We start from the raw sequence: 24871 nt of genomic DNA, 5'->3' as shown, positions 1-24871 counted from the left end.
GTCAAAGGCTGACCCGCTCGACGTAATAGCGCGGGATCTTCACCCGATCCCGATCGCGATAGAAGTCGATGCAGAAATCGACGAAGGCCTTGAAGCGTTTCGACACGTGCCGGCGGCGCGAATAGATGAGGTTGATCGCCGTCTGCGGCGAGCGCCAGTCGCGAAGCACCGGTTCCAGCAGGCCGGCCTGCCGCTCGGTCTCGACGAAGAAGTCAGGCAGGTAGGCGATGCCCTCGCCTGCCACCGCGAAATACTTGATCGTCCAGTAGTCGTTGGTGGTGCAGGTGGCTGCTGGTAGCAGGTCCACCTCGTCCTCGCCAGGCCTCGTCAGGTACCAGGATTGCAGCCGCGTCGGCTGGCGGAAGACGAGGCCGCGATGACCGGCAAGTTCGTCCGGGTTTTCCGGCTGTCCGTGGCGGGCGATGTATTGCGGACTGGCGAAGAGACCATAGGACGAGACCGAAAGCCGCCGGCTGATGTAATCCACATCCGACGGCTCGCCCCAGTGGAAGATACCGTCGAGCGCCTGTTCGGTGACATCGGAAAACGGCCGACGCGAGGAGAGAAAGACGACGTCGAGATTGACCTGGGGATACTGCTGGCGAAAGGCGTAGAGCAGTTCCGACGTGATCGTCGTGCCGAATTCGCCTGTCGAGCCGACCCTCAGCGTGCCTGCCACCTCCTGGCGCATCTCCGCCATCGCGGTTGCCGCATCGTCACAATTCGACTGGATGAGCCGTGCATAGCGCAGGAATTCGGCGCCCGCATCGGTCACATGCAGCTGGTGCCCCTCGCGCACGAAGAGCTCGATGCCGAACTCGTCCTCCAACTGACGGATCTTGTGGCTGAGCGTCGACTTAGGCAGCCGATGCCGCCTGGAAGCCGCTGAAATCGAACGGGAATCCGCAACCTTTACGAAGCAGTCGATAAGCGAGAGATCCATATTTCGTCCAAAATCTTGGATGATATGTCCAGAAATTAGCCTATTTCGGCCCATTGTGCAAACGGATGGGAATTGGGAATATTCACTGGAGCTAAGGGAGAAGAGGTTCCAGTGAGCGATATCAGAGAATTCATTCGCGCCGCATCAGGCACCGGCGGCAAGGCAACGCTGGCGATCCGGGGCGGTCGCCTCGTCAATGTCGTCTCGGAGGAAATCTATCAGGCCGACGTCGCCATTTATGGCGAACGCATCATCGCCGTCGGCGACATCTCCGACTATATCGGCCCTGAGACCAAGATCGTCGACGCCACGGGCAAATATCTCGCGCCGGGCATGATCGACGGGCATCTGCATGTCGAATGCTCGAAGATGTCGCTGACGAGCTTTGCCAAGGCCGTCGTTCCGCTCGGCACGACCTCGATCGTCACCGGCCTCGACCAGATCATCGTCGTCGGCGGGCCGGCTGCGGCACGCGAGTTCCTCGATGAAGCCAAGCAGACGCCGCTGAAAGTCTTCTGGGGCGCGCCCTGCAAGACGCCCTACACCATGCCGCGCTCGACCGTCGGCCACTACTTCAGCCCAGCCGACCACCAGGCGACACACCACTGGCCGGAATGCGTCGGCATCTGGGAGACGGTGCGCGAGTTCATCCAGGAAGAAGACGCCGACGTGCTGGCGGCGCTTGAACTCGCCGAGAAGAGCCGACTGCCGGTGCTTGGCTGCTGCCCGATGACGCGCGGCGCACGGCTTAACGGCTACCAGCAATCCGGCGTTCGCGCCGATCACGAAAGCTACACGCCGGAAGAGATGCTCGAAAAGCTGCGGGCCGGCATGCATGTCGTTGTGCGTGAATCCTCGATCTCCCATTTCCTCGCCGACAACCTGCGCATCGTCACGGAAATGGGCGTGAAGGCGCTGCGGCGCATCAGCTTCTGCACCGACGACGTGGTGGCAAGCGACATCCTCAAGCGCGGCCATCTCGACAACATGGTGCGCATGGCGATCGCCATAGGCATTTCGCCGATGGCAGCAATCCAGATGGCAACGATCAATGGGGCCGATGCGCTCAGGATCGACGACAAGGTGGGTTCGATCTCGCCCGGCCGCGCCGCCGACATCCTGCTCGTCAACGACCTGCGCGATTTCAACATCGAGACGGTCGTCGCCAAGGGCGAAGTGGTCGCCCGTGACGGCAAGATGGCGATCGAGCTGACGCCGCCGGTGCGCAGCGTTGCCCTGCTCAACTCCGTCAAGGTCGCACAGCTTCAGCCCGGCGACCTCAAGGTCGCCTATGACGGCGCCGGCGACACGGCCGAGGCGTTGGCGATCGCCGTCACGCCGGAAAAGATCTTCGTGCGCACCCGTCGCGACGTGACCCTTGCCGTCAAGGACGGCCAGGTCTTCGCCGACCCCCAGAAGGACGTCCAGTATGTCACCGTGGTCGAACGTTACGGCAAGACCCGCAACCGCCCGGTCGCCTTCACCTCCGGCTTCGGCTTGCGCGAAGGCGCGATTGCCAGCTCGACCGCGCCCGATGACAACAACATCATCTGCATCGGCGCCGACCTCGAAGACATGCGCGTCGCCATCAACCACCTGATCGCCAACAATGGCGGCCAGGTCGTGGTCAGGAACGGCAAGGTCGAGGCCTTCCTGCACCTACCGATCGGCGGCATCGTCTCCGACATCGAACCGGCCGAGATGGCGGCGCTGGAAGACCAACTCGACGATGCGGCCCGAGCCCTCGGGTGCCCGCTGCCCTGGCCTTTCATGTACATGTTCGTGCTGCAGATCACGGCAATTCCGGAATACGCGATCACCGACCTTGGCGTCGTCGATTGCGTGGGCTTGAAGGTGATCTCGCCGTTTTCGCCCGCAAGCGGAGACGAGCGCGCGGAAGCTGCGGAATAATGCTCAAGGAGGGGGCCGGTCATGCCGGCCCCCTCCGTCGTTTCAAAAAACGGGAACAAAATGAACATTCAGAACAAGTCCGTGGAGGCGGCACCTAGCCCGGGGGGATCCTGGCTTCACGCGCTTCTCCACCGCTACTTCCAGATCTCACGCTTCGGCTCCACCGTCCGTACCGAAATCCTTGCAGGGCTTACGACGTTTCTCGCAGCCTCCTACGTGATCGTCGTCAATCCATCGATCCTTGCGCATGCCGGCATTCCGTTTTCGGCAGGGGTGACGGCGACGGTGCTCGTCAGCTTCATCGGCAGCTGCGCCATGGGGCTTTATGCGCGCAGCCCCATTCTGGTGGCGCCCGGCATGGGCATCAATGCGCTCTTTGCCTACACCATGGTGGTCGGCGCCAAGGTGCCGCTCGAAGTCGCACTCGGCTGCGTCTTCTGGGCCGGCGTGCTCTTTACCGTCATGGCGTTCTTCAATCTGCGCCAGACGATCATCGAGGCGATCCCGGTCGATCTGCGCTATGGCATCGCCTGCGGCATCGGCCTCTTCATCGCGCTGATCGGCCTGGAAAACGCCAAGTTCATCGTCGCCAATCCCGATACGATCGTCGGCCTGACGCAGTTCAACCCGGTGACGCTCACCTTCATCGCCGGCTTTGTGTTGACGGTCGCGCTGGTGGTGCGGCGGGTTCCTGGCGCGATGATGGCCGGCATGATCCTGACCACGATCCTCGCGATCCCGATCGGCCGCTGGTGGGGCGACGGCAGCGCGTTTTGGCCGGAGGCGCCTGATGTGCACACGCTGGTCAATTGGAGCGGTTTCTCCGCCGCACCGGATTTCAGCTTCGTTGGCCAGATCGATCTCCTGGGCGCGCTGAACCTGATCTACCTGCCCTTCATCTTCGTCTTCCTGTTCACCAATTTCATCGAGGCGCTGTCCACCTTCCTCGGCCTTGCCGAAGCCGCCGACCTCAAGGACGAGACCGGCATGCCGCGAAACATCCGCGAATCGATGCATGTCGATGCGATCGCAGCACTGATCTCGGCGCCGCTCGGCACCAGCCCGGCCACGGTCTATCTCGAATCCGGCGCCGGCATCCAGCAAGGCGGCCGGACCGGCCTCGTCGCGCTGGTTGCGGGCTTGCTCTTCCTGCCCTTCCTCTTCCTGTCGCCGCTCTTGTCGCTGGTGCCTGCGGTTGCGACAGCACCTGTCCTGATCCTGACCGGGCTCTTCATGTCCGAGCCGATCAGCAACATCCGCTGGAACGCGCTCGATGAGGCGATCCCGGCGTTCCTCGCGATCGTGTTGATCCCGCTCACCTTCTCGATCACGCTCGGCCTGTCGCTTGCGATCATCGCCTATGTGCTGATCAAGCTGGTCTGCGGCCGGGCCGGCGATGTAAGACCGGTCATGTGGTTCGTCGCGCTGCTTGCCGCAGCGCTCGTCGCCCAGACCCAGTAACTCAGCAAATCCTTCGGCGCCCCCATTGATGGAAGGGCGCCGACATCGCCCATTCGAAGGAAACTGTCATGCTTCAATCCTGGTCGAGAACCGCACCCGAACTGGTCGACGTTGCCATGGGCCGCAAGCCGGCCGATCTCGTGATCCGCAATGGAAAATGGGTCAACGTCTATTCCGGCGAGATCATTCCCGGCACCGATATCGCCGTCAAAGCTGGCCGCTTCGCCTATGTCGGCCCGGACGCCGGCCACACGATCGGCGCCGACACCAAGGTCGTCGATGCGAACGGCCGCTACCTGGTGCCCGGCCTCTGCGACGCCCACATGCATGTCGAAAGCGGTCTCGTCACCGTCACCGAATTTGCCCGCGCGGTGATCCCGCACGGAACGACCACCATGTTCATCGACCCGCACGAGATTGCCAACGTGCTCGGCCTCGATGGCGTCCGGCTGATGAACGAGGAAGCGCAGAGCCTGCCGGTCAACGTGCTCGTCCAGGTGCCGAGCTGCGTGCCGAGCGCGCCGGGCCTTGAGACCGCCGGCGCCGAGCTTTCCGCTCAAGATGTCGCCGAGGCGCTCGCCTGGCCGAACGTCATCGGCCTTGGCGAAATGATGAACTTCCCCGGTGTCGCCGGCAACGATCCGAAGATGATGGCCGAGATCGCCGCGACCCAGGATGCGCGGCTGACCGTCGGTGGGCACTATGCCTCGCCGCATCTCGGCCGCGAATTCCACGCTTATGCCGCCGGCGGCCCGGCCGACGACCACGAAGGCACGACGGTGGACGACGCGATCGCCCGCGTTCGCCAGGGCATGCGCGCCATGCTGCGCCTCGGCTCGGCCTGGTACGACGTTGCCGCACAGATCAAGGCCGTCACCGAATCCGGCCTCGATCCGCGCAATTTCCTGCTCTGCACCGACGACAGCCATTCCGGCACGCTAGTTCATGACGGACACATGAACCGCGTGGTGCGCCACGCGATCGCACAGGGGCTGAAGCCGATCACCGCCATCCAGATGGCAACGCTCAACACCGCCCAGCATTTCGGCCTGGAGCGCGAGCTCGGATCGATCGCGCCGGGCCGGCGGGCGGACCTGATCGTCACCTCCGACCTTGCCGGCCTGCCGATCGAGATGGTGTTTGCCCGCGGCGAACTCATGGCCGAAGGCGGGACGCTGGTGCGCGACATCCCGGCCTATGTCTATCCGGAAAGCGCCCGCAACACCGTCCATCTCGGCCGGATGCTGGCCGCCGCGGATTTCGACATCCCGTCCAATGCACGCGCTACAAGGGCGCGGGTGAACGTGATCGGCGTCGTCGAAAACCAGGCGCCGACGCGCGCGCTCGAGGCCGAGGTCGCAATCGAAAACGGCTTCGTGCAGATGGATAGGGCCAACGATATCTGCCAGATCGCGCTCGTCGAACGCCACCGCGGCACCGGGGACGTCGTCAACGCCTTCGTCTCCGGCTTCGGCTACGGCAGCGATTGCGCGATCGCCAGCACGGTCGCGCATGACAGCCACCACATGATCGTCGTCGGCACGAACAAGGCGGACATGGCCAAGGCCGCCAACCGACTACACGAGGTCGGCGGCGGCATCGTCGTCATCAAGGAAGGCCGCGAGCTGGCTCTGGTCGAACTTCCCGTTGCCGGCCTGATGTCGGATCAGCGGGCGGAGATCGTCGCCGAGAAGGCCGCGACCATCGTCGAGGCGATGCGCGCCTGCGGCTGCCACTTGAACAACGCCTACATGCAGCACTCGCTGCTGGCCCTCGTCGTCATTCCGGAACTCAGGATTTCGGACAAGGGCCTGATCGACGTCCGGACCTTCCAGAAGACCGACGTGATCTTGAGCACGCACTGACCCGCTCCAAGGAATCGGCCGGCTGATACAGGCGGCCAATCCCTGAGCGCGCGAGGCGCCGAACTGCCCTTCCGAACCGGGGATGGAGGAAGAACAGTCCCCCAATCCCCCGGTTTCTTCGTTTATGGTTAACCCGCGCCTGAGAGAGACGTTCCTTCCGTTTGCCCATCCAAATCAGCCGTTCGTCGACCCTAGGCAGGACACCCTTGTGCCGCAAAGCGTGCTCCAAGCGGCTGTCCTGCAATGGGATCGCGGCTGAAACAGCTTTCGGCTTCCCGTCGAAACGGCGCCAAATTGCATGCAATGATGGTAAATGATAAAAGAATGATCTTATATACAACCGTGCAGGGCAACGGCACCGCGCCGGAGCCCGCCATGTTCCGAAACGAGGTTTCCACAGGTAGTTTTCGGCGCGCGGCAAGGGCATTGACCCGGATACGTCACGCGGTAGCTTTGGAGAAGGACGAACCACGCCGAAGTGCCGCGCGTGCAGTGTCTGCGGGAGGCGGGACCGCTTGCTGTCCCCGGGCGAGTTCGCAACAGAAAGGAAAAGGCAAGTATGCAGGACACTGATGCAACCTTGTCTGCTTCAGCTTCAGTGCAAGATCCGGGCGCGGCCAACGCCGATGAAATCCTCTCGTTCTATGACGAGGCCTTCCATCTGACGAGCGCTTCGCCGGCGCTCCAGGAAACCTACGAAGTCGGCACGCTGGTCGATGCGACGTTGTGGCATCTCTATCCCGAACTGCTTGCTCCCGCCTCCAAGGCGGCAGTCGAGTCCGTGATCGCGCACGGTGTGCCCCGCAGCGTCGAAGTCATCGACGCAACCACCAAATCCCGGCGCACGCTTCTGGTCTTCCGCGCCTTGCGCGGCATTGGCGTGCTCGAAACGGGTGGCCGCTCGACGCGCCGCGAGGTCGGCAGCCATGGCGAAAGCGAAAGGGCGCTGCTTCTCCACCAGGCGACGCACGATGTGCTGACGGGCCTGCCCAATCGCCGGCAGTTCAGCGACGACCTGCAAAACATCCTGCCGACGCCGCGCGAAAAGCTGGCACTGATGCAGATCGACCTCGACGACTTCAAGCCGGTCAACGACACGCTCGGCCACGGCGCCGGCGACGCCGTGCTCAAGATGGCGGCGGAGCGCATCCGTGGCGCTCTTCGCGACGGCGAGGTCGCCTATCGCCTTGCGGGCGACGAGTTCGCCGTTATCCAACGCCACAGCGACCAGCCGACGGATGCCGAATATCTGGCGGAAGCCTTGATCCAGGCGTTCAATGAACCCTTTACGATCGACGGCATTGCGGTCTTCGTCGGCGCCAGCATCGGGATCGCCATCGCCCCCAACGATGGCAACGAGATCGAGCAGCTGATGAAGGCCGCGGACATCGCGCTCTATGCTGCAAAAAAGGACGGCCGCGGCCGGTCGAAGACCTTCAGCCGCTCGATGCTGATCGTGCTGGAACAGCGGGAGATGCTACGTCGCAGCCTGCGCACGGCGCTTCAGGACAGGCAGTTTTCCATCGAATACCAGCCACTCGTCGAACCGCCGTTCTCGATCGTCGGATTTGAGGCGCTGGTGCGCTGGCACCATCCGCTGGTGGGTGTCATCCCCCCCAATGTCTTCATTCCCATGGCGGAAGCCGACGGGCTGATGAACGAGATCGGCCAATGGGTGCTGGAAGAGGCGTGCCGGCAGGCCGCAACCTGGCCGTCGCACTTCACCGTCGCCGTCAATCTTTCGCCGGCCGAATTCCTGCGGGAGGGGCTGACGGACCGGATCGCCCAAGCGATCGACATGGCGGGCCTCAGGGCCGACCGGCTTGAATTGGAAGTCACCGAATCGGTCCTGCTCGAGCGCACGACCAACAACCTGGACACGCTGAATACCCTGAACGTGCTGGGTATCCAGATTTCGCTCGACGATTTCGGCACCTTCTACTCGTCGCTCAGCTACCTCAAGAACTTCCCTTTCGATACGATCAAGATCGACCGCTACTTCATCAAGGACCTCGAGAGCGACGAAAAAAGCCAGACGATCGTTCGGTCGATCATCGGGCTTGCGCATGGCCTCGGCATGCGCGTCACCGCCGAAGGCGTGGAAACGGTCGGGCAGGCGGTCTGGCTGCGGAAAGAGGGGTGCGACCGGCTGCAAGGTTACTTCCTGGGCATGCCGATGCCGGCGGGCGCCATTGGCGCCTATCTTCGCCGCTCGTCGGCTATGGCAACGCTCTAGGCGCATCCGTGCGTTGCGCGGCGGGACGCGCGGCGCAAAACCTGGGTTGTTCACGTGCAAAATCCGGGGGTTGCGTGGTTAGAAATCATTATAGAAAGTGCCGTATGGCCGTGGCAGAGTTCGGGCGGAGGACATTGCTGCATGGGTGCAAGTGTCAATAAGACCACGGGGACGGCTTTCGAGCCCTTGCTGCAGTTCGATATGGAGATGGAGATATTTCTGTCGGACTGGCAGCACTGCGATCATGTTTCGAGCTACCTCGCCCGCATGATCAGCCACAACAGAACCGATCCGGTGCGGCATTCGAACTTCTTCTCCTCCGCTTTGAACGAGCTTCTCGAAGTTTCGTTTCGCGGCGGCACGACCGACGGAAAGATCGGCCTGTCGATCTATCGCCAAGGCGTCACGGAACGGGTTCAGCTCAGTTTTCCATGCCCGCCTGGTCAGGCGCGCTTCTATCGCGAAGCCGTATCGAGAACCCGCGAGAGCGACGCCGAGGCCCGTTATCTCGATGCCATTTCCAACGATCTCGCCCCGAGCCGGGAATCGGTGCTGCTGGACCTGGCCGTCAACTATGACGCCCGCCTTCGGCTCGACGAGGACGCGGCTTCGGCAATCACCCTGGTGGTGGATTTGCCTCTTGAAGGAATGGTGAGTTGATCGCGGCGGGCCTTACTCAGCGCTTCAAAGTCGCCTTCGATCCGAACAGCCAGGTCTTCTCGCTCGCCGGAACGATCAGGCCGCGATCGATCGATGAGATCGCCGAGAGCATTCATGCGCTCAGGGAAGCGATCGATGCGGTGAAGGGCGTTCTCTATATCGACGTGAAGCGCCTCATCCAGATGAACAACACGGCCTTCCAGGCCTTTATCCGGGTCGCCCTCGATGCCTGTCGGGAACGGTCGGACCTGCGCCTGATCGTCGTCACCTCCAGCGTCGTCGGCTGGACGACGCGCATGTTCCGGCATTTGAGCACGATCGAGCCACAGATCTCCGTCGAGGTCTACGATTCGATGTTCTATCCCGGCCAGAGCTTCGTCGAGGACACCAGCTTCATTCCGATCCTGCGGACGCAAACGAAGATGACCTGGCGCCATGAGCGAGACATCCTGCCGCGGCACGGCATGCGGCCCGGCATCGCCATGGCCGATATCTGCTGCGGCATCGGTGACTTCGCCGTTCTGGTGCAGAAGGAATTTGAACCGGGGCGGATCGTGGCACTCGATCATTCGCGGGCAAGCCTCGCCTATGCGCGCAAGGTGGCCGCCGACTTCGGCGTCACCGGCATCGAATACACTTTCGGCGATGCGTCGGAGATGCTGATCGAGGATAACCAGTTCGACTTCGTGACCTGCCGCCACTCGCTGCAGATCTTCAATCAGCCGGAACTCCTGCTGAAGGAGCTTTACCGGATCTGCAAGCCCGGTGGACGCGTCTATATCACCAACGAAAAGAACTCGCACTGCCTCGGCGAGCCGCGGGCAAACAGCATCCAGTGGACCTACACGGAGGTCGCCAAACTGTTCAGCCATTTCGAGATGGATGTGGAACTCGGACCGAAGAGCCGGCGCTATCTGGCCGAAGCGGGTTTTGACGACATCCTCGTCGAGTCCTTCATGGTGACCAATCTTGACGGCGACCCGCAGGACTTCGCCGACATGATCGCCGCCTGGGAAAATGTCTATGCAGGCGAAATGGCGGTCAAGCGCGGTGACCCGCCCGAGTTCATCGAGCGCTTCCGCCAGGGCTTCCGGGACCATATCTTTGCGGCGCTGCATCCCAAGGGCTATGCCGGCTGGCCGATCTGGGCCGCTTCCGGACGGAAGCCGCTATGAGCGCCGTCGACGAACAACGCCGCCGGTTCGGGCTCCGATCGTTTCGCGCCAAATTCGTCCTGGTGGTCGGCGGCGCCGTGCTCTTCGATCTCCTCGTCACCGGCGGCCTCGCGCTCTGGAACGTTCAGAGGCTTTCGCGCGATGCCGCGACAGAGGTAGGACAGGGCCTGGAAAAGGCCAACCAGGACTATATTCGGTCCTATGCGGAATCGACTGTCGCACGCGTCAACCTGCTTATCGGCCAAGTGCATACCGACGTCGGCACGCTGGCGGGTGTCCTGCAGGGGCAAATCGACCACCCGGCACGAGAAACCGAAGTTGGCGACGCCTTGGCGCGCGCAGCACCCGGCGCAATCTCGGTAGCGTACGACGCCAAGGGCGGCTGGGCACAGAACCTGCCCGGAGCCCCATCGGTCGTCAGCGTCTGGGGATATCTTCTCGGGCCCGACCATCGCCCGCTGCCGGAAGTCCAGGCCGACATCGAAAACAGCGCCGTGCTCGACCTCGTCGCACCGAGCCTGCTCGCAAGCGGCAGCTCCAAGCTGCAGATGTACTACATCGGTCCGCGCGAACGACCGATCTTCAGAACCGCGCCCTATACGGAGCAGGCGCAGACCTTCGATCGCCTCTATCCCGGCCACAACCAGGCGGAATTCTGGACATTCTTCTTTCCGGGTATCTACGAATCCTGGCAACAGTGGGCAGAGAACCCCGGCCTGCGGCCGGTACCGAACGACACCACCCAGACCGCCCCCTATACCGACGCGATCACCGGCAAGCTGATCGTCAGCTTCTTCCAGCCACTCTGGTCGCAGGATCGCAAGAGCGTTGCCGGTGCTGCCGGCGCCGATATCACACTCGATCAACTCGCCGAAGTGGTCGAGAACGTCAAGGTCGCCGACAGCGGCTTCGGCTTCCTGGCGATGTCTGATGGCAATGTGCTTGCCATCAATCCGGTTGGCGAAAAGGTCATCGGCCTGCAACGATCGAGCGATACCGGCGGGCAAGGCGTCACCGGACTCGAGCGTTCGCTGCGTCGCAGCGTACAGCCAGCGATCGCAGACCTGCCGCTCGGCGTCGACGGCGCCATTCAGCGCGTGCTGCTCGACGAGGCCGGCGAGAAAGTGCCTTATCTCATTCTCCTGAAGCAGCTCGAGCCCGAGAATTTCTGGCTGTCCGGCCCCGTCCGCCGCGAGACCATGTCGCTCGGCATCGTGGTGCCCGAACGGGAAATCTACGCCTCGCTGTTTGCGGCGCAAGCGGGGATCTCCGAGGCGGCGAACCGGATCCTGATCTATCAGATCCTGGCCCTGCTCGCCTCGCTGCTGTTCGTCACCGCCGCGGTGTTCGGCATATCCAAGCGCGTGACCCGCGGCATCAGCGCCCTCGCCGGCGCGGCGACGCGCATCGAGGCGAAGGACTATTCCGTCCGCGTCCCAATTTCGACGCGCGACGAGGTCGGCGAAGCGGGCATTGCCTTCAACCGAATGGCGGAAGAGATCAGCTACCACACCGAGAACCTCGAAAACCTGGTAACCGAGCGCACGAGCCAGCTTGAGGACGCAAATCACCAGATTTCAGCACTGAACACGCAGTTGCGCAGTGAGAACCTGCGCCTTGGCGCCGAGCTTGCCGTCGCCAAGCAGATCCAGATGATGGTGCTGCCCAAGGCCAGCGAACTCGCGGAAATTGCCGACCTCGAAATCGCCGCCTATATGCGGCCTGCCGACGAGGTGGGCGGCGACTATTACGACGTGCTGCGCGACGGCGAACGGCTGAAGATCGGCATTGGCGACGTGACCGGCCACGGGCTTGAAAGCGGCGTGCTGATGCTGATGGTGCAGTCCGTCGCCCGGGCCTTGCAGGAGGCCGGCGACATGGACCCGCAAGAGTTCCTCAATCGCCTCAACCGCGCCATCTACAAGAACATCGTGCGAACCAACACCGACAAGCACCTGTCGCTGGCCTTCCTCGATTACGATGATGGCCGCATGACTCTGTCCGGACAGCACGAGGAACTGATCGTGGTGCGCGAGGGCGCCGAAATCGAACGGATCGACACGCTCGACCTCGGTCTGCCGATCGGCCTCGAACCGGACATTTCGGCTTTCGTCGCGACGCGCGAGATTTCCTTCAGCCGCGGCGACATGATCGTCCTGCACACCGACGGGGTGACTGAGGCGATGAACGCCAAGGGCGAGCTTTTCGGGATCGAACGGCTGTGCGAAAGCGCCCGGCAATTTTACGGCCACAGCGCCGAGGACGCCAAGGTGGGTATTCTCGAAGACCTGATGGCGCATATCGGCGAGCAGAAGATATATGACGACATCACGCTCGTCGTCATGAGACACAGGTGATCAGATGACCACGCTCTACGGACTGGCGGACCTGACGATTGGTGCCCACCAGAGAATGACGCGGCTACGCCTCTACGACGGGCCGCTCGATCTCAGCTGGAAGCATTGCGCCATGGCTTCGGATTTCGTCGCTGAACTCGCCGCGCTGCGATACCGCGCCTCACGCAGCACCTACAGGGAGGTACGGCACAATATCGGGTATCTCACCAACGAGTTGGTCGAGAACGCGGTGAAGTTCCGGGCGTCCGGCGAAATCGTCCTCGAAGCCGCTCTCGAAGCGAACAGCTTCCGCACGAAAGTGTCCAACGTGATCGACAACGAAGCGGCGGTGCGCTTCCAGCATCTGCTTTCCGAAATCGCTACCGGCGACCCCGGAGACCTTCTCATCGAGCGCATCGAGGCCAATGCATCCGGGCTTGGGAAAAGTGGCTCGGGGCTTGGTCTTTTGACACTGATGAGCGATTATGGTGTTCGTTTCGCTTGGGTTTTTGGTGCCCTCGGAGAAGATGGCGAAACCACGCTGGAGACCTATGCTTCCATTGCAGTCCCAGCCCTCTCGAACTGATGAGCCGATGAACATGGAAAACAAGGACGTAGAAGAGTATCGCGTTTGGTCCGAAGGCAACGACATCCATTTCGAAGGAACGATGCGGCTGCCGGGAACGGAAGCCTATGCCCCGATCTTCTCGACCGTCATGGGCGTGCTCGAAACCGAGCCTGAGCACATCACGATCGATCTGACCGAATTGCAGTTTCTGAACTCGTCAGGGATCAACCTGCTCGCCAAACTGACGATCGAGGCGCGCAACCGGCCGAACGTGCAATTGACGGTGCGCGGAACCTCCGAAATCCCGTGGCAATCGAAATCCTTGCCGAACCTCAAGAAACTGCATCCTGGCCTCGATCTCCGGCTCAACTGAGGTCGGCGGTCCGGCTGTATCGCGCCGGTTCAACGACAGAGCGCCGTGCGTTCAACTTTACGCATGAGGACGCTCTAGCACTTTGGTTCTATAGCATCTTTCCGCCTCCAGCGACTTCGCCGGAGAGCGGGATGCTGATGACATCAAGCCAGCATTTTTGGCACCTTGTCGACAAAGCGCGCTTCAGAGAAAGCTCGTGCCGCTCGCTGCCCCTGGCCGCCGCCGGGCCCCATTGACTCGCGCGTCAACTCGGCTTATCCATCAAATCATCTGATGACTTGATGAGCAGACGATGCAGCCGATCAATCGTACCAATCTCACCGAGAGCGCAGCCGAAAGCCTGCGAACGGAAATCCTCAGCGGCCGCTGGGCAGTCGGCGAGCGCATTCCGAACGAAACGGCACTCACCGAATTACTCGCCGTCAGCCGCGGCACCGTGCGTGAAGCCGTTCGGGTCCTGATCTCGAAGGGCCTTCTCGACGCCCGCCAGGGCTCCGGCACCTATGTCCGCTCAACCGTCGACACCTCGGGCGCGCTCGACCGGGTCAAGCGCACCGGTCTGCGCGACCAGTGGGAAGCACGCGCGGCACTCGACGTCGAGGCGGCGCGGCTGGCGGCACTCCGTCATACGCCGGAAGACCTCGAACGCATGTTCAAGCTGCTTGGCGCCCGCGGCACGGTGGCCGATGGAGGACGCGATGCCTTTGGCCAACGCGACATCGCCTTCCACAGATCGATCGTCGAGGCATCGGGCAACAAAGCGATCGTCGAGCTCTATGATTTCTTCACCTCGGCCATCCTCGAAACCATCCACTCGACCCTTCGTGGCGACCTTCCCGAACCGGACGACCGGGCGCATGCGGCGATCGTCGAGGCCATCGCGTCCGGTGATCCGGACCAGGCCGCGGCCTCCGCCCGGGCGTTCATGGCCCCCGTCCTCGCTGAACTTGATCGGCTTCTTACCCAATGAACCAGACTTTTCGTGACCCCCACAAGGCCGAGACCGCCGAGCCACTGGACCTCGAAGACCAGCTCATCGATGCCGAGGCCGACAGCCTGCCGGCGCCGCAACCGCCTGTCTTGAGCCGCAGCGCCCGTGTTCTTCTTGGCGTGAGCCTCGTCCTGATCGCCTTCAACCTGCGGCCACTGTTTTCGAGCCTCTCAGTGCTGCTGCCCGAGGTGATGCAGGCAAGCGGCCTGTCGACCGCAGGCGCCAGCGTACTCACCACCCTGCCGGTGCTTTGCCTCGGCATCTTCGCGCCGCTTGCGCCAAAACTCGCGCAACGTTTCGGCGCCGAGCGCACGCTTCTTGGCGTGCTGCTGCTTCTGACGCTCGGCACGGGCCTGCGCGGTGTTCAATCCGTGCCGCTGCTGTTCCTCGCGACCTTTACCGCCGGTGCGGCGATCGCGGTCGGCAACGTCCTCCTCCCAGGCCTCGTCAAGCGTGACTTCGCCGACCGGGCCGCGATGATGACGGGCCTCTACACTATGGCGCTCTGCGCCGGCGCGGCCAGTGCCGCCGGCCTCACTTTGTCGATCGAGCACCATGTCGCCGGCTCCTGGTCCGGCGCGCTCGCAGCCTGGGCGGTGCCAGCTCTGATCGTGCTCCTGATCTGGGCGCCACAGGCGCTGCGTGGCAAGGCGCAGGCCCGCCACAGCGGCTTCCGCGTTGTCGGCCTCTGGCGCGATCGCCTCGCCTGGCAGGTAACCCTGTTCATGGGGTTGCAGTCGGCACTGGCCTATTGCGTCTTCGGCTGGATGGCGCCGATCCTTCGCGAGCGCGGCCTTGATGCCGCAACCGCCGGCGCGGTCGTCTCGGCCTCGATCATGATGCAGGTCGTCACCTGCCTGCTCGTGCCGTCTTTTGCCGTCCGCCGCCGGGACCAGCGCGCCGTCTGCGTGACACTCGCCGCCGCTGCCGTCATTGCCCTCATCGGCATCCTTTTCGCGCCGCTGTCGACGGTGCTCGTCTGGGCCGTTCTTCAAGGTATCGGCCAAGGTGGCCTGATTGCCGCGGCGATGACCCTCATCGTGCTGCGCTCGCCCGACTCCCATGTCGCAGCCCATCTCTCGGGCATGGCCCAGGGCGTCGGATACGTGCTCGCCGCCATCGGCCCGCTGCTCGTCGGCTTCATCCGCAGCTGGACCGGCAGCTTTGCGGCCAGCTCCATTCTCTTCATCGCCCTTGGCATCGGCGTGGCGATCATGGGCGTGGGCGCCGGCCGGGCGCTGCATGTCGGCGCACGAACGGCCAGGATCGACGATCGCTAAGACGGGCGCAGCCGTCCTCGAAATGAAAGCTCAACTCGATAGGGCTCCACCTCTCCGGTGGAGCCCTTTCTCGTCGATCTCAGTGCACTGCTTCACGCCGCAGCGACCGCCTGCTGATAGCGCGGTGCGGGCCGGAAGGTGAGCGCGATCAGGAACGCCCCGAGACCGATGCCCCAGGAGCCGACATAGAGCCAGGTATAGCTGGCCAGCGCATCATAGATCATGCCGCCGGCAATCGGTCCCGTCGCCATGCCGAGGCTGCCGGCCATGGCCGTTCCGCCGATGACCGTTCCCATCATCCGCAGGGGGAAATTCTCGCGGGCAAGCACGGCATAAAGCGGCATGACGCCGGCATAGATGAAGCCGAACAGGGCGGCGACAGCGTAGAATGAGCCGAGCCCCGCGGCGAAGACATAGGCCAGTGCCCCAAAAGCCTGCGCCAGCAGCCCGAGAACCAGCACGCGCTTTGCCTCGAAGCGGTCGCCGAGCAGGCCGAAGACGACGCGGCCGCCCATGCCAGCGAGCCCCTCGACACTGTAGATCGACACAGCCGCCATCACGGGGATACCGCACGTGATGGCGTAGCTCACCGTGTGAAAGATCGGGCCGGAATGCGTTGCGCAGCAGAAGAAGTTGGTGAGCAGCAGGATAATGAAGAGCGGCGATTTCAGCACCTGGCTCGTCGTCATCGTCGATTGCGCCTCTTCCTCAGGAGAGGCCGCGGCAGCACCGACAGCAAGTGCCGGCGCCTGGCGAACGAGAAGCGACACCGGGATCATGATGACCGCGACGACGACGGCGATGATCTGCAGTGCAGTTCTCCAGTCGTAGCCGGAAACCAGCCATGCCGCGAACGGCGACATGGTCATCGGCGCCATGCCCATGCCGGCCGAAACGAGCGAAACGGCGAGGCTCCGGTGCGTATCGAACCAGCCGGTAACGCAGGCCATCATCGGCGCGAAGATCGCCGCAGTGGCGGTGCCGACGACGACGCCGAAGACGACCTGGAAGGCGATCAGCGAGGTCGCCCAGCTGGCCGCCATCAGGCTGGCGGCCAGAAGCACCGAGCCGATGAGCACGATCGGCCGCGCACCCCAGCGATCGGAGAGACTGCCCCAGGCAATGCTGGCGAAAGCCATCGCCAGGAAGCCGATGGTCATGGCACTGGAGACCCCGGTGACGGACCAGCCGGTATCCCGCGAGATCGGCAGCAGGAAAACAGGAAGTGAGAACATGGCGCCGATCGCCAAGCAGCCAAGCAGGCCGCCAGCCGCCACGATCACCCAACGATAAAACGAATTGCTCATTGCAATCTCCTTGGTGGCGCCCGACTGCCGGCAGCGCCGATAACGTGCAAACTGATCGCGCAGCAGGTTTGGAAGTGCAGAGCACCTCCTCTTGCTGGTTCCTGTAAGACGCAAGCGCCAGCGGAAAGCCGACACCGAAATTTGCAGAATTTTGTAACTATTGCAGGTTCGCCTGGGCGTCGCTCGCGGCATGCCTTCAATCCGTTTGGATCCAACCCACTTGATTGTGCCTCGAAGGTCCTCTCTGTTGTCCCGTGCCGTTCGAGCAATAGATAGAGGCCTAAGCACTGTTGGGGGAGTGACAAGTGTGACGGGATTTCGATGGATTCGCTGATTACCGCGGCAGGCCAGGCGCTGGCCGCTGGTGACCTGCTCGGCGTGCTGAAGCGGGTCGCCTTGCGCGACGACCCGCCGGCGCTGGCGCTCCGCGGCATCGCGATGGCTCAGCTCGGAGATCTCGGCCGCGCCAAGACGCTGTTGAAGGCGGCGGCGCGCGGCTTCGGCCCGAAGGAGGCCGTGGCCCGCGCGCGATGCCTCGTTGCCGAAGCGGAGATCGCCATCGTCTCGCGCGATCTCTCCTGGCCGATGAAGGCGCTCGACGCAGCCCGCGCGACGCTCGAAGATCATGGCGACCACCTCAATGCCGCGCACGCCCGCAATCTCGGCGCCCGCCGTCTGCTGCTGATCGGCCGTCTCGACGAGGCCGAACAGATGCTTGCCGGTGTCGATCCAGGCCGGCTGACACCGCCGGCGAGAGCCACGCACGAGCTCGCGATTGCCGGCATCGCCGTTCGACGATTACAAACCGCTTCGGCGGCCAGCGCCTTCGCCCGGGCGGCTGAAGCGGCGCGAGCAACCGGCATAGCGGCGCTGGTCGCGGAAGTCGAAGGCGCAGCGCTTGTCCTGAAGACGCCGGCGGCCCGGCTTCTGACCAGGGGAGACGAGCGCCTGCTGCTGCTCGACGACGTCGAAGCCCTGTTCAACTCGGGTACCCTGGTGGTCGATGCGTGCCGAAACATCGTCCGGCGCGAAGCCTCCGCCGTTTCGCTTGCAACGCGGCCAGTGCTCTTCGCTCTGGCGCGTGCTCTCGCAGAGGCGTGGCCGGCCGATGTCTCGCGGCGTGCCTTGCTCGCCCGTGCCTTCGGCGCGAAACATGTCGACGAATCCCACCGGGCACGACTGAGGGTCGAGATCGGCCGGCTTCGCGACGAACTCCGCGCTTTCGCGGATATCAGCGCGACCAGCGACGGCTTCCGGCTGGCTCCGCGTGGCGACCACGCGGTCGTGGTGCTTGCACCGCCGGTCGACGATCGGCATGCGGCGATGCTGGCGCTTCTTGGCGACGGCGAGGCATGGTCGAGCTCCGCTCTCGCCATCGCGCTCGACGCCAGCCCGCGCACAGTGCAACGGGCGCTCGAAGACCTCTCCTCGGAAGGCAAGGTGCTGCCGGTTGGCCACGGGCGGGCGCGACGCTGGGTGATCCCGCCCGTGCCGACATTCCCGACAGTCTTGTTACTCCCCGGTCCACTGCCAAGCGATTAGGATTGAGACCATGAAACGATCCGAAGCCGAAATCCTCCGCGAATATGGCCCCTTCCCTGGCGCCGACCACATCCATGGCGTCACCTTCGACGGCCGGAACATCTGGTTTGCCTCCGGCGACAAGATCAATGCCCTCGATCCCGAAAGCGGGAACCCGGTGCGCTCGATCGATGTCGCGGCGCATGCCGGTACCGCCTTTGACGGCAAGCACCTGTTCCAGATCGCCGAGGACCGCATCCAGAAGATCGATCCCGAGACCGGCCGCGTGCTGGCAACGATCCCGGCGCCGGGCGGCGGCGGCGATTCCGGCCTTGCCTGGGCGGAGGGAACCCTTTGGGTCGGGCAGCATCGGGGTCGGAGGATCCATCAGATCGATCCCGAAACCGGCGCAATCCTGCGCACCATCGAATCCAAGCGCGTCGTGACGGGCGTCACCTGGGTCGACGGGGAGCTCTGGCACGGCACCTGGGAAGGCGACGACAGCGACCTCAGGCGCATCGACCCCGAGACGGGGTCGGTGCTCGAGCGGATCGTGATGCCATCAGGCGCCGGTGTCTCGGGGCTGGAGTCCGATGGCGGCGAGCGCTTCTTCTGCGGCGGCGGCGGGAGCGGAACGATCCGGGCCGTCCGCCGGCCGAAGAAGCATGCTCCCTAGGTTCATCCCTCAGCGCAAGGTCTCCAGCCTGGCCGCTCGTCGAGCAAGCAGCTTGCAGCCAGCGCCAGCACCGCAAGCGCGAGGCCGAGTGCGCTGACGCCCGGCCAGGAGCCATAGCTCCAGGCGGCGAAGGAGAGAGCCGAGCCCGCCGCTCCCCCAAGAAACATGCTGGTCATGAAGACCGTGTTGATACGGCTGCGCGCCGCGGGCTCGAGCGCATAGATGATGTGCTGGTTGGCAATCAGCGCGACCTGGATGCCGATATCAAGCACGATGACCCCAACCACCAGTCCGGCGATCGAGGCCCAGGCTCCGAGTACGACCCAGGCAGCGAGCGTCAGAGCCGCCCCGAACCAGACGACGGACAGCGCACCCCGCCGATCCGCCACCCTGCCGGCGACCGGTGCCGCAAAGACGCCGATTGCCCCGACAATGCCGAACAGACCGGCGGCATCGGCGCCCAGATTGAAACGCGGCGTCGCAAGATAAAGCGCGAGCACGGTCCAGAATGCCGTAAAGGATGCGAAAAGCGCCGCCTGCACCATCGAAGCGAGACGGAGCGCGGGCTCGTGCCGCCAAAGAGTGGCGAGCGAGGCCAGGGCTTCGCGATAGGGCAAACGCAATGCCGGGCGCAGATCCGGCAAGGTCCGAAACATCAGGAACGAAGCTGCTAGTGCGAGCGGCACACTTGCCCAGAACATCTCGCGCCAGCCGGCATGGGCCCCGACAAATCCGGAGACCGTGCGGCTGAGCAGGATGCCGGTCAAAACGCCGGCCATGACCGTGCCGATCGCCGCCCCGCGTTTGTCAGGCGTGGACAACATCGCAGCGATCGGGACGATCTGCTGCGCGACGGTGGCGCTGGCCCCAAGCAGCACCGAGGCGGCGATCAGCAAGAATGGCGACGGGGCCAAAGCAGCGGCGGTCGCTGCTATCGCGATCGCCAGGAACTGCCCGACGATCAAACGTCTCCGCCGGACGATATCGCCGAGCGGCAGCAGAAGCAGCAGCCCGAGCGCGTAGCCGAGTTGCGTCGCCGTCGGAAGCAGGCCGACGACCGTCTCGCCAGGAAACTCGGCCTCGATGAGCCCCAGCAATGGCTGATTGTAGTAGATGTTTGCGACCGCGATGCCGCTGGCGACGGCCATGGCGTAGAGGCGGGTTCGACCGAGGCCGGAATGCGCCGTTTCGTGGGTAACCATTTCACTTGCCCTTCTCACTGGAGAGATGGGCTTGATCTATCGCCTTATCGAAATTCGCTGTAGTGTCGCCATAATACATAGCAGTATATCGGATTTCGATACAATGAACTTCGACGAAGTCCTCGTCTTCACCGCAGCGGCAAGCGGCGGCAGCCTCGCCGAGGCCGCGCGGCGGCTTGGCATCTCCCCCATGATCGCGACCCGGCGGCTCGCCTCCTTGGAGCAGGCGCTTGGCGTCCGGCTGATGCACCGCACGACCCGGTCCCTGTCGCTGACGCCAGAGGGCGAAACCTTTCTGCCCTATGCCCAGGATCTGCTCGAAACCGAACAGCAGGCGCGAACGCTCCTGAGGGGTGACGGCGACGGAGCGACCGGTCTCCTGCGCATCTCGGCGCCGGTTGCCTTCTCGATCAAGCTGATTGCTCCGCTCATGCCTTCGCTGCTTGATGATCACCCGGGGCTCAAGGTCTCGCTCGATATGAGCGACACAATGCCTGACCTGGTGGCGTCGGGCATCGATCTGGCGATCCGCATCGCGCGTTTGAAGGATAGCAGTTTGATCGCCAAGAAACTGGCCGAAAACCCGCGTTCCCTCGTCGTCTCCCCATCCTATGTCGAAAAGCATGGGAGCCCGCGGACCAGTGGCGATCTCATCAATCATCAATGCCTGCCGCTGCACGGCGTCAGCCATTGGACCTTTCTGAGCGCCGGGGTCGAGAGGCATGTGCGGCTGCAGAGCCGCTTTTCGTCGACAAGCATCGAAGGATGCCATGCGGCCTGCCTCGCTGGTGCCGGCATCACCCTGCTCTCCGACTGGAATATCGCCGACGATCTCGATGCAGGTCGGCTGATACGCATTCGCCTCGAAGATGCGGCGCCCGAGACATTGGCGATCTGGGCCGTCTACCCGACGACGAAGCTTGTCGCACCCAAGGTACGCGTCTTCATCGACCGGTTGATGGGGGCACTTGGCAAAACCGCGAAGGGAAACGCCTGAACGACAGAACCCGCACCGCGATCAACACGGTGCGGGCACCAAGATTTGTCCCGGCACGGTCCGCGGTAACCGAGACGCCGCGGATCATGCCAGCCCTTTAGGCCTTGATGAAGGCAAGCAGGTCAGGATTGATGACATCGGCATGGGTCGTCAGCATTCCATGTGGATACCCTTCATAGACCTTGAGGGTGCCGTTCTTCAGGAGCTTGACGGCAAGCCGCGCCGAATCGTCGATCGGAACGATCTGATCGTCGTCGCCATGCATGACCAGCGTCGGCACATCGATCGCCTTGAGGTCCTCGGTGAAGTCGGTTTCCGAGAAAGCCTTGATGCCCTCGTAATGCGCCTTGGCGCTGCCCATCATGCCCTGCCGCCACCAGTTCTGGATGACGCCTTCCGATGTTTCAGTCCCCGGTCGGTTGAAGCCGTAGAAGGGACCCGCTGGAACATCGCGGAAGAACTGAGCGCGATTGGCGGCAAGCGCGGAACGGAAGCCATCGAATACCTCGATCGGCAGGCCACCGGGATTGTTCGCGGTCCTCACCATGATCGGCGGAACGGCACCGACCATGATCAGCTTGGCGACCCGTCCCGCACCGTGGCGTGCAACGTAAGCCGCCGCCTCGCCGCCACCCGTGGAGTGACCGATGTGGACGGCATCACTGAGTTCGAGCTTGAGGACCAGTGCCGCGACGTCCTTCGCATAGTGCGCGATATCATGACCTTCGCTCACCTGTGTAGAGCGCCCATGACCGCGGCGGTCGTGAGCAATGACGCGATAGCCCTTGTTGACGAAATAGAGCATCTGCGCGTCCCAATCGTCTGCCGACAACGGCCAGCCATGGTGAAAGACGATTGGCTGGCCCGAGCCCCAATCCTTGTAGAAGATATCGACGCCGTCTTCAGTCCTGACGAAGTTTTCGGTCATGGGAACGGTTCCTTTGCTTGGGTTCTAGTGTTTGTATCTTCCTGGCACGTTCCGCGGCACCGGATGGACGCCATGGAACGCAACCCACGTCAACCGAGCTGCGGCCGGTTGATCGCGAGAAGGTGGTGTACGACCGGCGCCGCCGGCCCTTTGTGAAAACGACGAACGTCTTCCTGGACGTCGGCATCGGCCTTGGACACGCGCTTGTGCTGGCGCAGATGCTCGGCCCAGGATTCGACCATGAACCACTCAACCATGCGGCCGGTATCAGCCGCGTCCTCGGTCACGCCCCAGCCATAGGCGCCATCACGGCGGCGCTCGTGCGACAGACGGGCGAGCGCCTTCAGGAATTCGGAGCGGTCCGCCCTGTTGACCATGTATTCGATCAGCACAAGGACGGGGCCGCGGTCGTGTTCGACCGGCTCGCTGGTCAGCGGCTCCGGCCAATGGTTGGAGGGAATGAGGTCCGCCTCTCCCTTCGGCAATTTCATGGCGTGGAAGACGACGCCGACGCAGAGAAGGCCGATAGCCGCCGCCGAGAGGGTGAAGGGCACGCCGATCGCTTCGGCGATGGCGCCCCAGGCCAGGCTGCCGCCGGTCATCGCCCCGTTGAAGACGGTAAGATAGACGGCGAGCGTGCGCCCTCGCACCCAGTTCGGCAGGATCGCCTGCGCGGTGCTGTTGAGCGTCGTCAGCGCGGTGATCCAGGCGGCGCCGCAAACGAGCAAAGCGACAACCGCCACCCATTGCGCCGGCGCGAAGGAGAGCACGCCCATCACCGCGGCCGTGAGCACCGCGGAAAGCAAAAGCAGCCCGTCGGCATCCATCCGGGCGCGCAGGCGCGGCATCACCAGCGCGCCGCCGATCGCACCCGCGCCGACGGCACCGAGCAGGATGCCGTAGAAGCTGGCGCCACCGCCGAGAAGCTGGCGCGCGACCAACGGCAGCAGAGCCCAGATCGCGCTCGAAAATGCGAAGAACACGGCAGCACGCAGCAGGACCACATGCAGCTCGCGACTGGCGCGCGCGTAGCGTAGCCCCGCCCGGAAGGCGCCAAAGAAGCGTTCCGCGAGAACGTCGTCCTCCGATACACCGCGCCGCCACCACAGGAGCGCCGCGATCACGAAGACATAGCTGATGACATCGACGCCATAGGTGACGGCTGCGCCGGACCAGGCGAGCAGCAGGCCGCCAAGCGCCGGACCGATCGCGCGGGCGATGTTGATGCCGAGCGAATTCAACGCCACGGCGCCCTTGACGTCCTGCCGCGAGACGAGCTCAGGCACGATCGCCTGCCAGGTGGGGGCGACCAGTGCCGCCCCTATGCCGCCGACGAAGGTCAGCGCGATGAGCGAGCTCACGGACTGCAGGCCCGTGGCGGAGAGAAACAGCAGGCAGAGGCTCGTCAATGCGAGCAGAAATTGCACCAGGATCAGGAATTTGCGCCGATCGAGAATATCCGAGAGAACCCCGGCAGGAATGGCGAGCAAGAAGATCGGCAGCGTCGCCGCCGCCTGGACCATGGAAACGGCGGCCGGCGTCGCCGACAGGTCGGTAACGAGCCAGGAGCTGGCGACATCACGGATGAAACTGCCGGTATTGCCGATGATCGTCGCCACCCACAGGACCGCAAAGACCTTCTGCCGCAACGGCGCAAACGTCCCTGCGCCCTCCTTCGCTGCCGTCATTGCCCAGCCTTTCCTGCGGATGCCCGTTCAAGAAGATCGTAGCAGGCGACGAGCAGGAAGGCACCGCTGAGGCCGATATGCTCGAAGAAGCCGTTCGTCGCCATCGCACGCTCCATGCCGGGCGGAAGCTCCCAGAAGCGAAACGCAAGGAAGGTCGCGGCCAGCGTGAAGGCCGCAAGCGCACTGGCGGCCGCCCAGCGATAGAAACCTATGAGAATGAGGGCCGACATCAGAAGCTCGAAAACGATAACCCCGACTGCAAAGAGCGGCGCCGGATGCAGGCCAAAATGATCCATCTCGGCAAGCGCACCCGGAAAGTCGAAGATCTTCGTCAGCGGCCCCTGGATATAGGCCGAGCAAAGCGCCAACAGGCCGACGAAGACGATCCATCGCCCGGCGTGGCTTGGCCGCAGGCGGGCAGCGAGTTGTTTTTCGAGAGAAGACAGGCTCAGCATTTTGTTTCCTTGTTAGACGGTCTTCGACTTAACGGGCGGCTTGGCCGCCTTCATCGCGTTTGCGGCCATTTCGAATTGCCGAACGTGGTCCGCGAAATGCCCTTGTAATAGGCACCCGCCTTCGGCGGCGATTGGTTCACCACAACCTTCGCCCAGGAGGGTCGCTTGTTGTCTTTTGCGGGTGCACCATCGTCGCCGAGTGCCGCCGACGAAGTGATCAGGATGGAGGCTGCCAATGCGGCGGCGCCGACGATCGTTTTCATTTTGCGCCCTTCCACCGTCGTCACACGGCCCAGCA

Annotated in this window: 21 protein-coding genes; 14 read left to right on the top strand and 7 right to left on the bottom strand. The window is 63.5% G+C overall.

The features are described 5' to 3' along the window. Position 1: 1 nt before the first annotated feature. Entirely contained in the window at positions 2-943 is a 942-nt protein-coding gene (locus IB265_RS33580) for a LysR family transcriptional regulator (protein ID WP_057255461.1), read from the bottom strand. 111 nt (positions 944-1054) lie between these two features. On the opposite strand from IB265_RS33580, the gene IB265_RS33575 reads away from it, so the two are divergent. The 11 genes from IB265_RS33575 (at position 1055) to IB265_RS33525 (ending at position 15799) form a co-directional block, all read left to right on the top strand. Continuing rightward, positions 1055-2854, top strand: a complete 1800-nt coding sequence (locus IB265_RS33575; RefSeq protein ID WP_112994082.1) for an adenine deaminase — start codon at positions 1055-1057, stop codon at positions 2852-2854. A gap of 60 nt (positions 2855-2914) precedes the next feature. Then, positions 2915-4315, top strand: coding sequence for an NCS2 family permease (locus tag IB265_RS33570; protein WP_112994081.1), 1401 nt, complete (start codon positions 2915-2917; stop codon positions 4313-4315). Between the two features lie 68 nt (positions 4316-4383). After that, positions 4384-6180, top strand: a complete 1797-nt coding sequence (gene ade, locus IB265_RS33565; protein ID WP_112994080.1) for an adenine deaminase — start codon at positions 4384-4386, stop codon at positions 6178-6180. Between the two features lie 559 nt (positions 6181-6739). Further along, positions 6740-8416, top strand: a complete 1677-nt coding sequence (locus tag IB265_RS33560) for a bifunctional diguanylate cyclase/phosphodiesterase (protein ID WP_065376615.1) — start codon at positions 6740-6742, stop codon at positions 8414-8416. Positions 8417-8557: 141 nt separating this feature from the next. After that, positions 8558-9076: a hypothetical protein gene (locus IB265_RS33555; RefSeq protein ID WP_058323161.1), complete on the top strand. Its 519-nt coding sequence runs from the start codon at positions 8558-8560 to the stop codon at positions 9074-9076. Beyond that, positions 9073-10251, top strand: a complete 1179-nt coding sequence (locus IB265_RS33550) for a class I SAM-dependent methyltransferase (protein WP_065376614.1) — start codon at positions 9073-9075, stop codon at positions 10249-10251. The genes IB265_RS33555 and IB265_RS33550 overlap by 4 nt, the downstream gene beginning before the upstream one ends. Further along, a complete protein-coding gene (locus IB265_RS33545; RefSeq protein WP_112994079.1) occupies positions 10248-12608 on the top strand; it encodes a SpoIIE family protein phosphatase in 2361 nt (786 codons plus the stop codon). Before IB265_RS33550 ends, IB265_RS33545 begins: the two co-directional genes overlap by 4 nt. A gap of 4 nt (positions 12609-12612) precedes the next feature. Continuing rightward, complete coding sequence (locus tag IB265_RS33540; protein WP_112994078.1) at positions 12613-13173, top strand: ATP-binding protein; 561 nt, start codon at positions 12613-12615, stop codon at positions 13171-13173. 13 nt (positions 13174-13186) lie between these two features. Further along, positions 13187-13528 (top strand): STAS domain-containing protein, encoded by a 342-nt coding sequence (locus IB265_RS33535; RefSeq protein WP_057255452.1) that lies wholly within the window; start codon positions 13187-13189, stop codon positions 13526-13528. 292 nt (positions 13529-13820) lie between these two features. Next, positions 13821-14498, top strand: a complete 678-nt coding sequence (locus IB265_RS33530) for a FadR/GntR family transcriptional regulator (RefSeq protein WP_192495986.1) — start codon at positions 13821-13823, stop codon at positions 14496-14498. After that, on the top strand, positions 14495-15799 hold the full coding sequence (locus tag IB265_RS33525) for an MFS transporter (RefSeq protein ID WP_192495985.1): 1305 nt from the start codon (positions 14495-14497) through the stop codon (positions 15797-15799). Before IB265_RS33530 ends, IB265_RS33525 begins: the two co-directional genes overlap by 4 nt. A 92-nt stretch (positions 15800-15891) precedes the next feature. Here IB265_RS33525 and IB265_RS33520 read toward each other — a convergent pair whose 3' ends face one another. Further along, on the bottom strand, positions 15892-17106 hold the full coding sequence (locus tag IB265_RS33520) for an MFS transporter (protein WP_192495984.1): 1215 nt from the start codon (positions 17104-17106) through the stop codon (positions 15892-15894). A 321-nt stretch (positions 17107-17427) separates the two neighbouring features. On the opposite strand from IB265_RS33520, the gene IB265_RS33515 reads away from it, so the two are divergent. Beyond that, positions 17428-18648: a helix-turn-helix domain-containing protein gene (locus IB265_RS33515; RefSeq protein ID WP_192495983.1), complete on the top strand. Its 1221-nt coding sequence runs from the start codon at positions 17428-17430 to the stop codon at positions 18646-18648. Between the two features lie 10 nt (positions 18649-18658). Continuing rightward, complete coding sequence (locus IB265_RS33510; RefSeq protein ID WP_192495982.1) at positions 18659-19303, top strand: PQQ-binding-like beta-propeller repeat protein; 645 nt, start codon at positions 18659-18661, stop codon at positions 19301-19303. A 2-nt stretch (positions 19304-19305) separates the two neighbouring features. Here the strand turns inward: IB265_RS33510 and IB265_RS33505 are convergent, their stop codons facing one another. After that, entirely contained in the window at positions 19306-20505 is a 1200-nt protein-coding gene (locus IB265_RS33505; RefSeq protein WP_192495981.1) for an MFS transporter, read from the bottom strand. Positions 20506-20608: 103 nt separating this feature from the next. Between IB265_RS33505 and IB265_RS33500 the strand changes: the two genes are divergently transcribed. Beyond that, a complete protein-coding gene (locus IB265_RS33500; RefSeq protein WP_192495980.1) occupies positions 20609-21502 on the top strand; it encodes a LysR family transcriptional regulator in 894 nt (297 codons plus the stop codon). 97 nt (positions 21503-21599) lie between these two features. Here IB265_RS33500 and IB265_RS33495 read toward each other — a convergent pair whose 3' ends face one another. The 4 genes from IB265_RS33495 to IB265_RS33480 form a co-directional block, all read right to left on the bottom strand. Further along, a complete protein-coding gene (locus IB265_RS33495) occupies positions 21600-22430 on the bottom strand; it encodes an alpha/beta fold hydrolase (RefSeq protein ID WP_192495979.1) in 831 nt (276 codons plus the stop codon). Positions 22431-22519: 89 nt separating this feature from the next. Then, entirely contained in the window at positions 22520-24118 is a 1599-nt protein-coding gene (locus IB265_RS33490) for an MFS transporter (RefSeq protein WP_192495978.1), read from the bottom strand. Beyond that, complete coding sequence (locus IB265_RS33485) at positions 24115-24573, bottom strand: DoxX family protein (protein ID WP_192495977.1); 459 nt, start codon at positions 24571-24573, stop codon at positions 24115-24117. Before IB265_RS33485 ends, IB265_RS33490 begins: the two co-directional genes overlap by 4 nt. Before the next feature lie 50 nt (positions 24574-24623). Then, positions 24624-24871, bottom strand: a 248-nt coding sequence (locus IB265_RS33480) for a hypothetical protein (protein ID WP_210334666.1), incomplete at its 5' end; no start/stop codon positions are given.

The sequence above is a fragment of the Ensifer sp. ENS10 genome, from assembly GCF_014852025.1.
Lineage (GTDB): Bacteria > Pseudomonadota > Alphaproteobacteria > Rhizobiales > Rhizobiaceae > Ensifer.
The sequence above is the reverse complement of the archived record's forward strand: the minus strand, read 5'-3'. Positions and strand labels throughout refer to the sequence as shown.

What these genes read in the sequence shown, in the direction of transcription:
- IB265_RS33580 (WP_057255461.1), bottom strand. Translation starts at nt 943, where the DNA reads ATGGATCTCTCGCTTATCGACTGCTTCGTAAAGGTTGCGGATTCCCGT.
- IB265_RS33570 (WP_112994081.1), top strand. Translation starts at nt 2,915, where the DNA reads ATGAACATTCAGAACAAGTCCGTGGAGGCGGCACCTAGCCCGGGGGGA.
- ade (WP_112994080.1), top strand. Translation starts at nt 4,384, where the DNA reads ATGCTTCAATCCTGGTCGAGAACCGCACCCGAACTGGTCGACGTTGCC.
- IB265_RS33560 (WP_065376615.1), top strand. Translation starts at nt 6,740, where the DNA reads ATGCAGGACACTGATGCAACCTTGTCTGCTTCAGCTTCAGTGCAAGAT.
- IB265_RS33555 (WP_058323161.1), top strand. Translation starts at nt 8,558, where the DNA reads ATGGGTGCAAGTGTCAATAAGACCACGGGGACGGCTTTCGAGCCCTTG.
- IB265_RS33545 (WP_112994079.1), top strand. Translation starts at nt 10,248, where the DNA reads ATGAGCGCCGTCGACGAACAACGCCGCCGGTTCGGGCTCCGATCGTTT.
- IB265_RS33540 (WP_112994078.1), top strand. Translation starts at nt 12,613, where the DNA reads ATGACCACGCTCTACGGACTGGCGGACCTGACGATTGGTGCCCACCAG.
- IB265_RS33535 (WP_057255452.1), top strand. Translation starts at nt 13,187, where the DNA reads ATGGAAAACAAGGACGTAGAAGAGTATCGCGTTTGGTCCGAAGGCAAC.
- IB265_RS33530 (WP_192495986.1), top strand. Translation starts at nt 13,821, where the DNA reads ATGCAGCCGATCAATCGTACCAATCTCACCGAGAGCGCAGCCGAAAGC.
- IB265_RS33525 (WP_192495985.1), top strand. Translation starts at nt 14,495, where the DNA reads ATGAACCAGACTTTTCGTGACCCCCACAAGGCCGAGACCGCCGAGCCA.
- IB265_RS33520 (WP_192495984.1), bottom strand. Translation starts at nt 17,106, where the DNA reads ATGAGCAATTCGTTTTATCGTTGGGTGATCGTGGCGGCTGGCGGCCTG.
- IB265_RS33515 (WP_192495983.1), top strand. Translation starts at nt 17,428, where the DNA reads ATGGATTCGCTGATTACCGCGGCAGGCCAGGCGCTGGCCGCTGGTGAC.
- IB265_RS33510 (WP_192495982.1), top strand. Translation starts at nt 18,659, where the DNA reads ATGAAACGATCCGAAGCCGAAATCCTCCGCGAATATGGCCCCTTCCCT.
- IB265_RS33505 (WP_192495981.1), bottom strand. Translation starts at nt 20,505, where the DNA reads ATGGTTACCCACGAAACGGCGCATTCCGGCCTCGGTCGAACCCGCCTC.
- IB265_RS33500 (WP_192495980.1), top strand. Translation starts at nt 20,609, where the DNA reads ATGAACTTCGACGAAGTCCTCGTCTTCACCGCAGCGGCAAGCGGCGGC.
- IB265_RS33495 (WP_192495979.1), bottom strand. Translation starts at nt 22,430, where the DNA reads ATGACCGAAAACTTCGTCAGGACTGAAGACGGCGTCGATATCTTCTAC.
- IB265_RS33490 (WP_192495978.1), bottom strand. Translation starts at nt 24,118, where the DNA reads ATGACGGCAGCGAAGGAGGGCGCAGGGACGTTTGCGCCGTTGCGGCAG.
- IB265_RS33485 (WP_192495977.1), bottom strand. Translation starts at nt 24,573, where the DNA reads ATGCTGAGCCTGTCTTCTCTCGAAAAACAACTCGCTGCCCGCCTGCGG.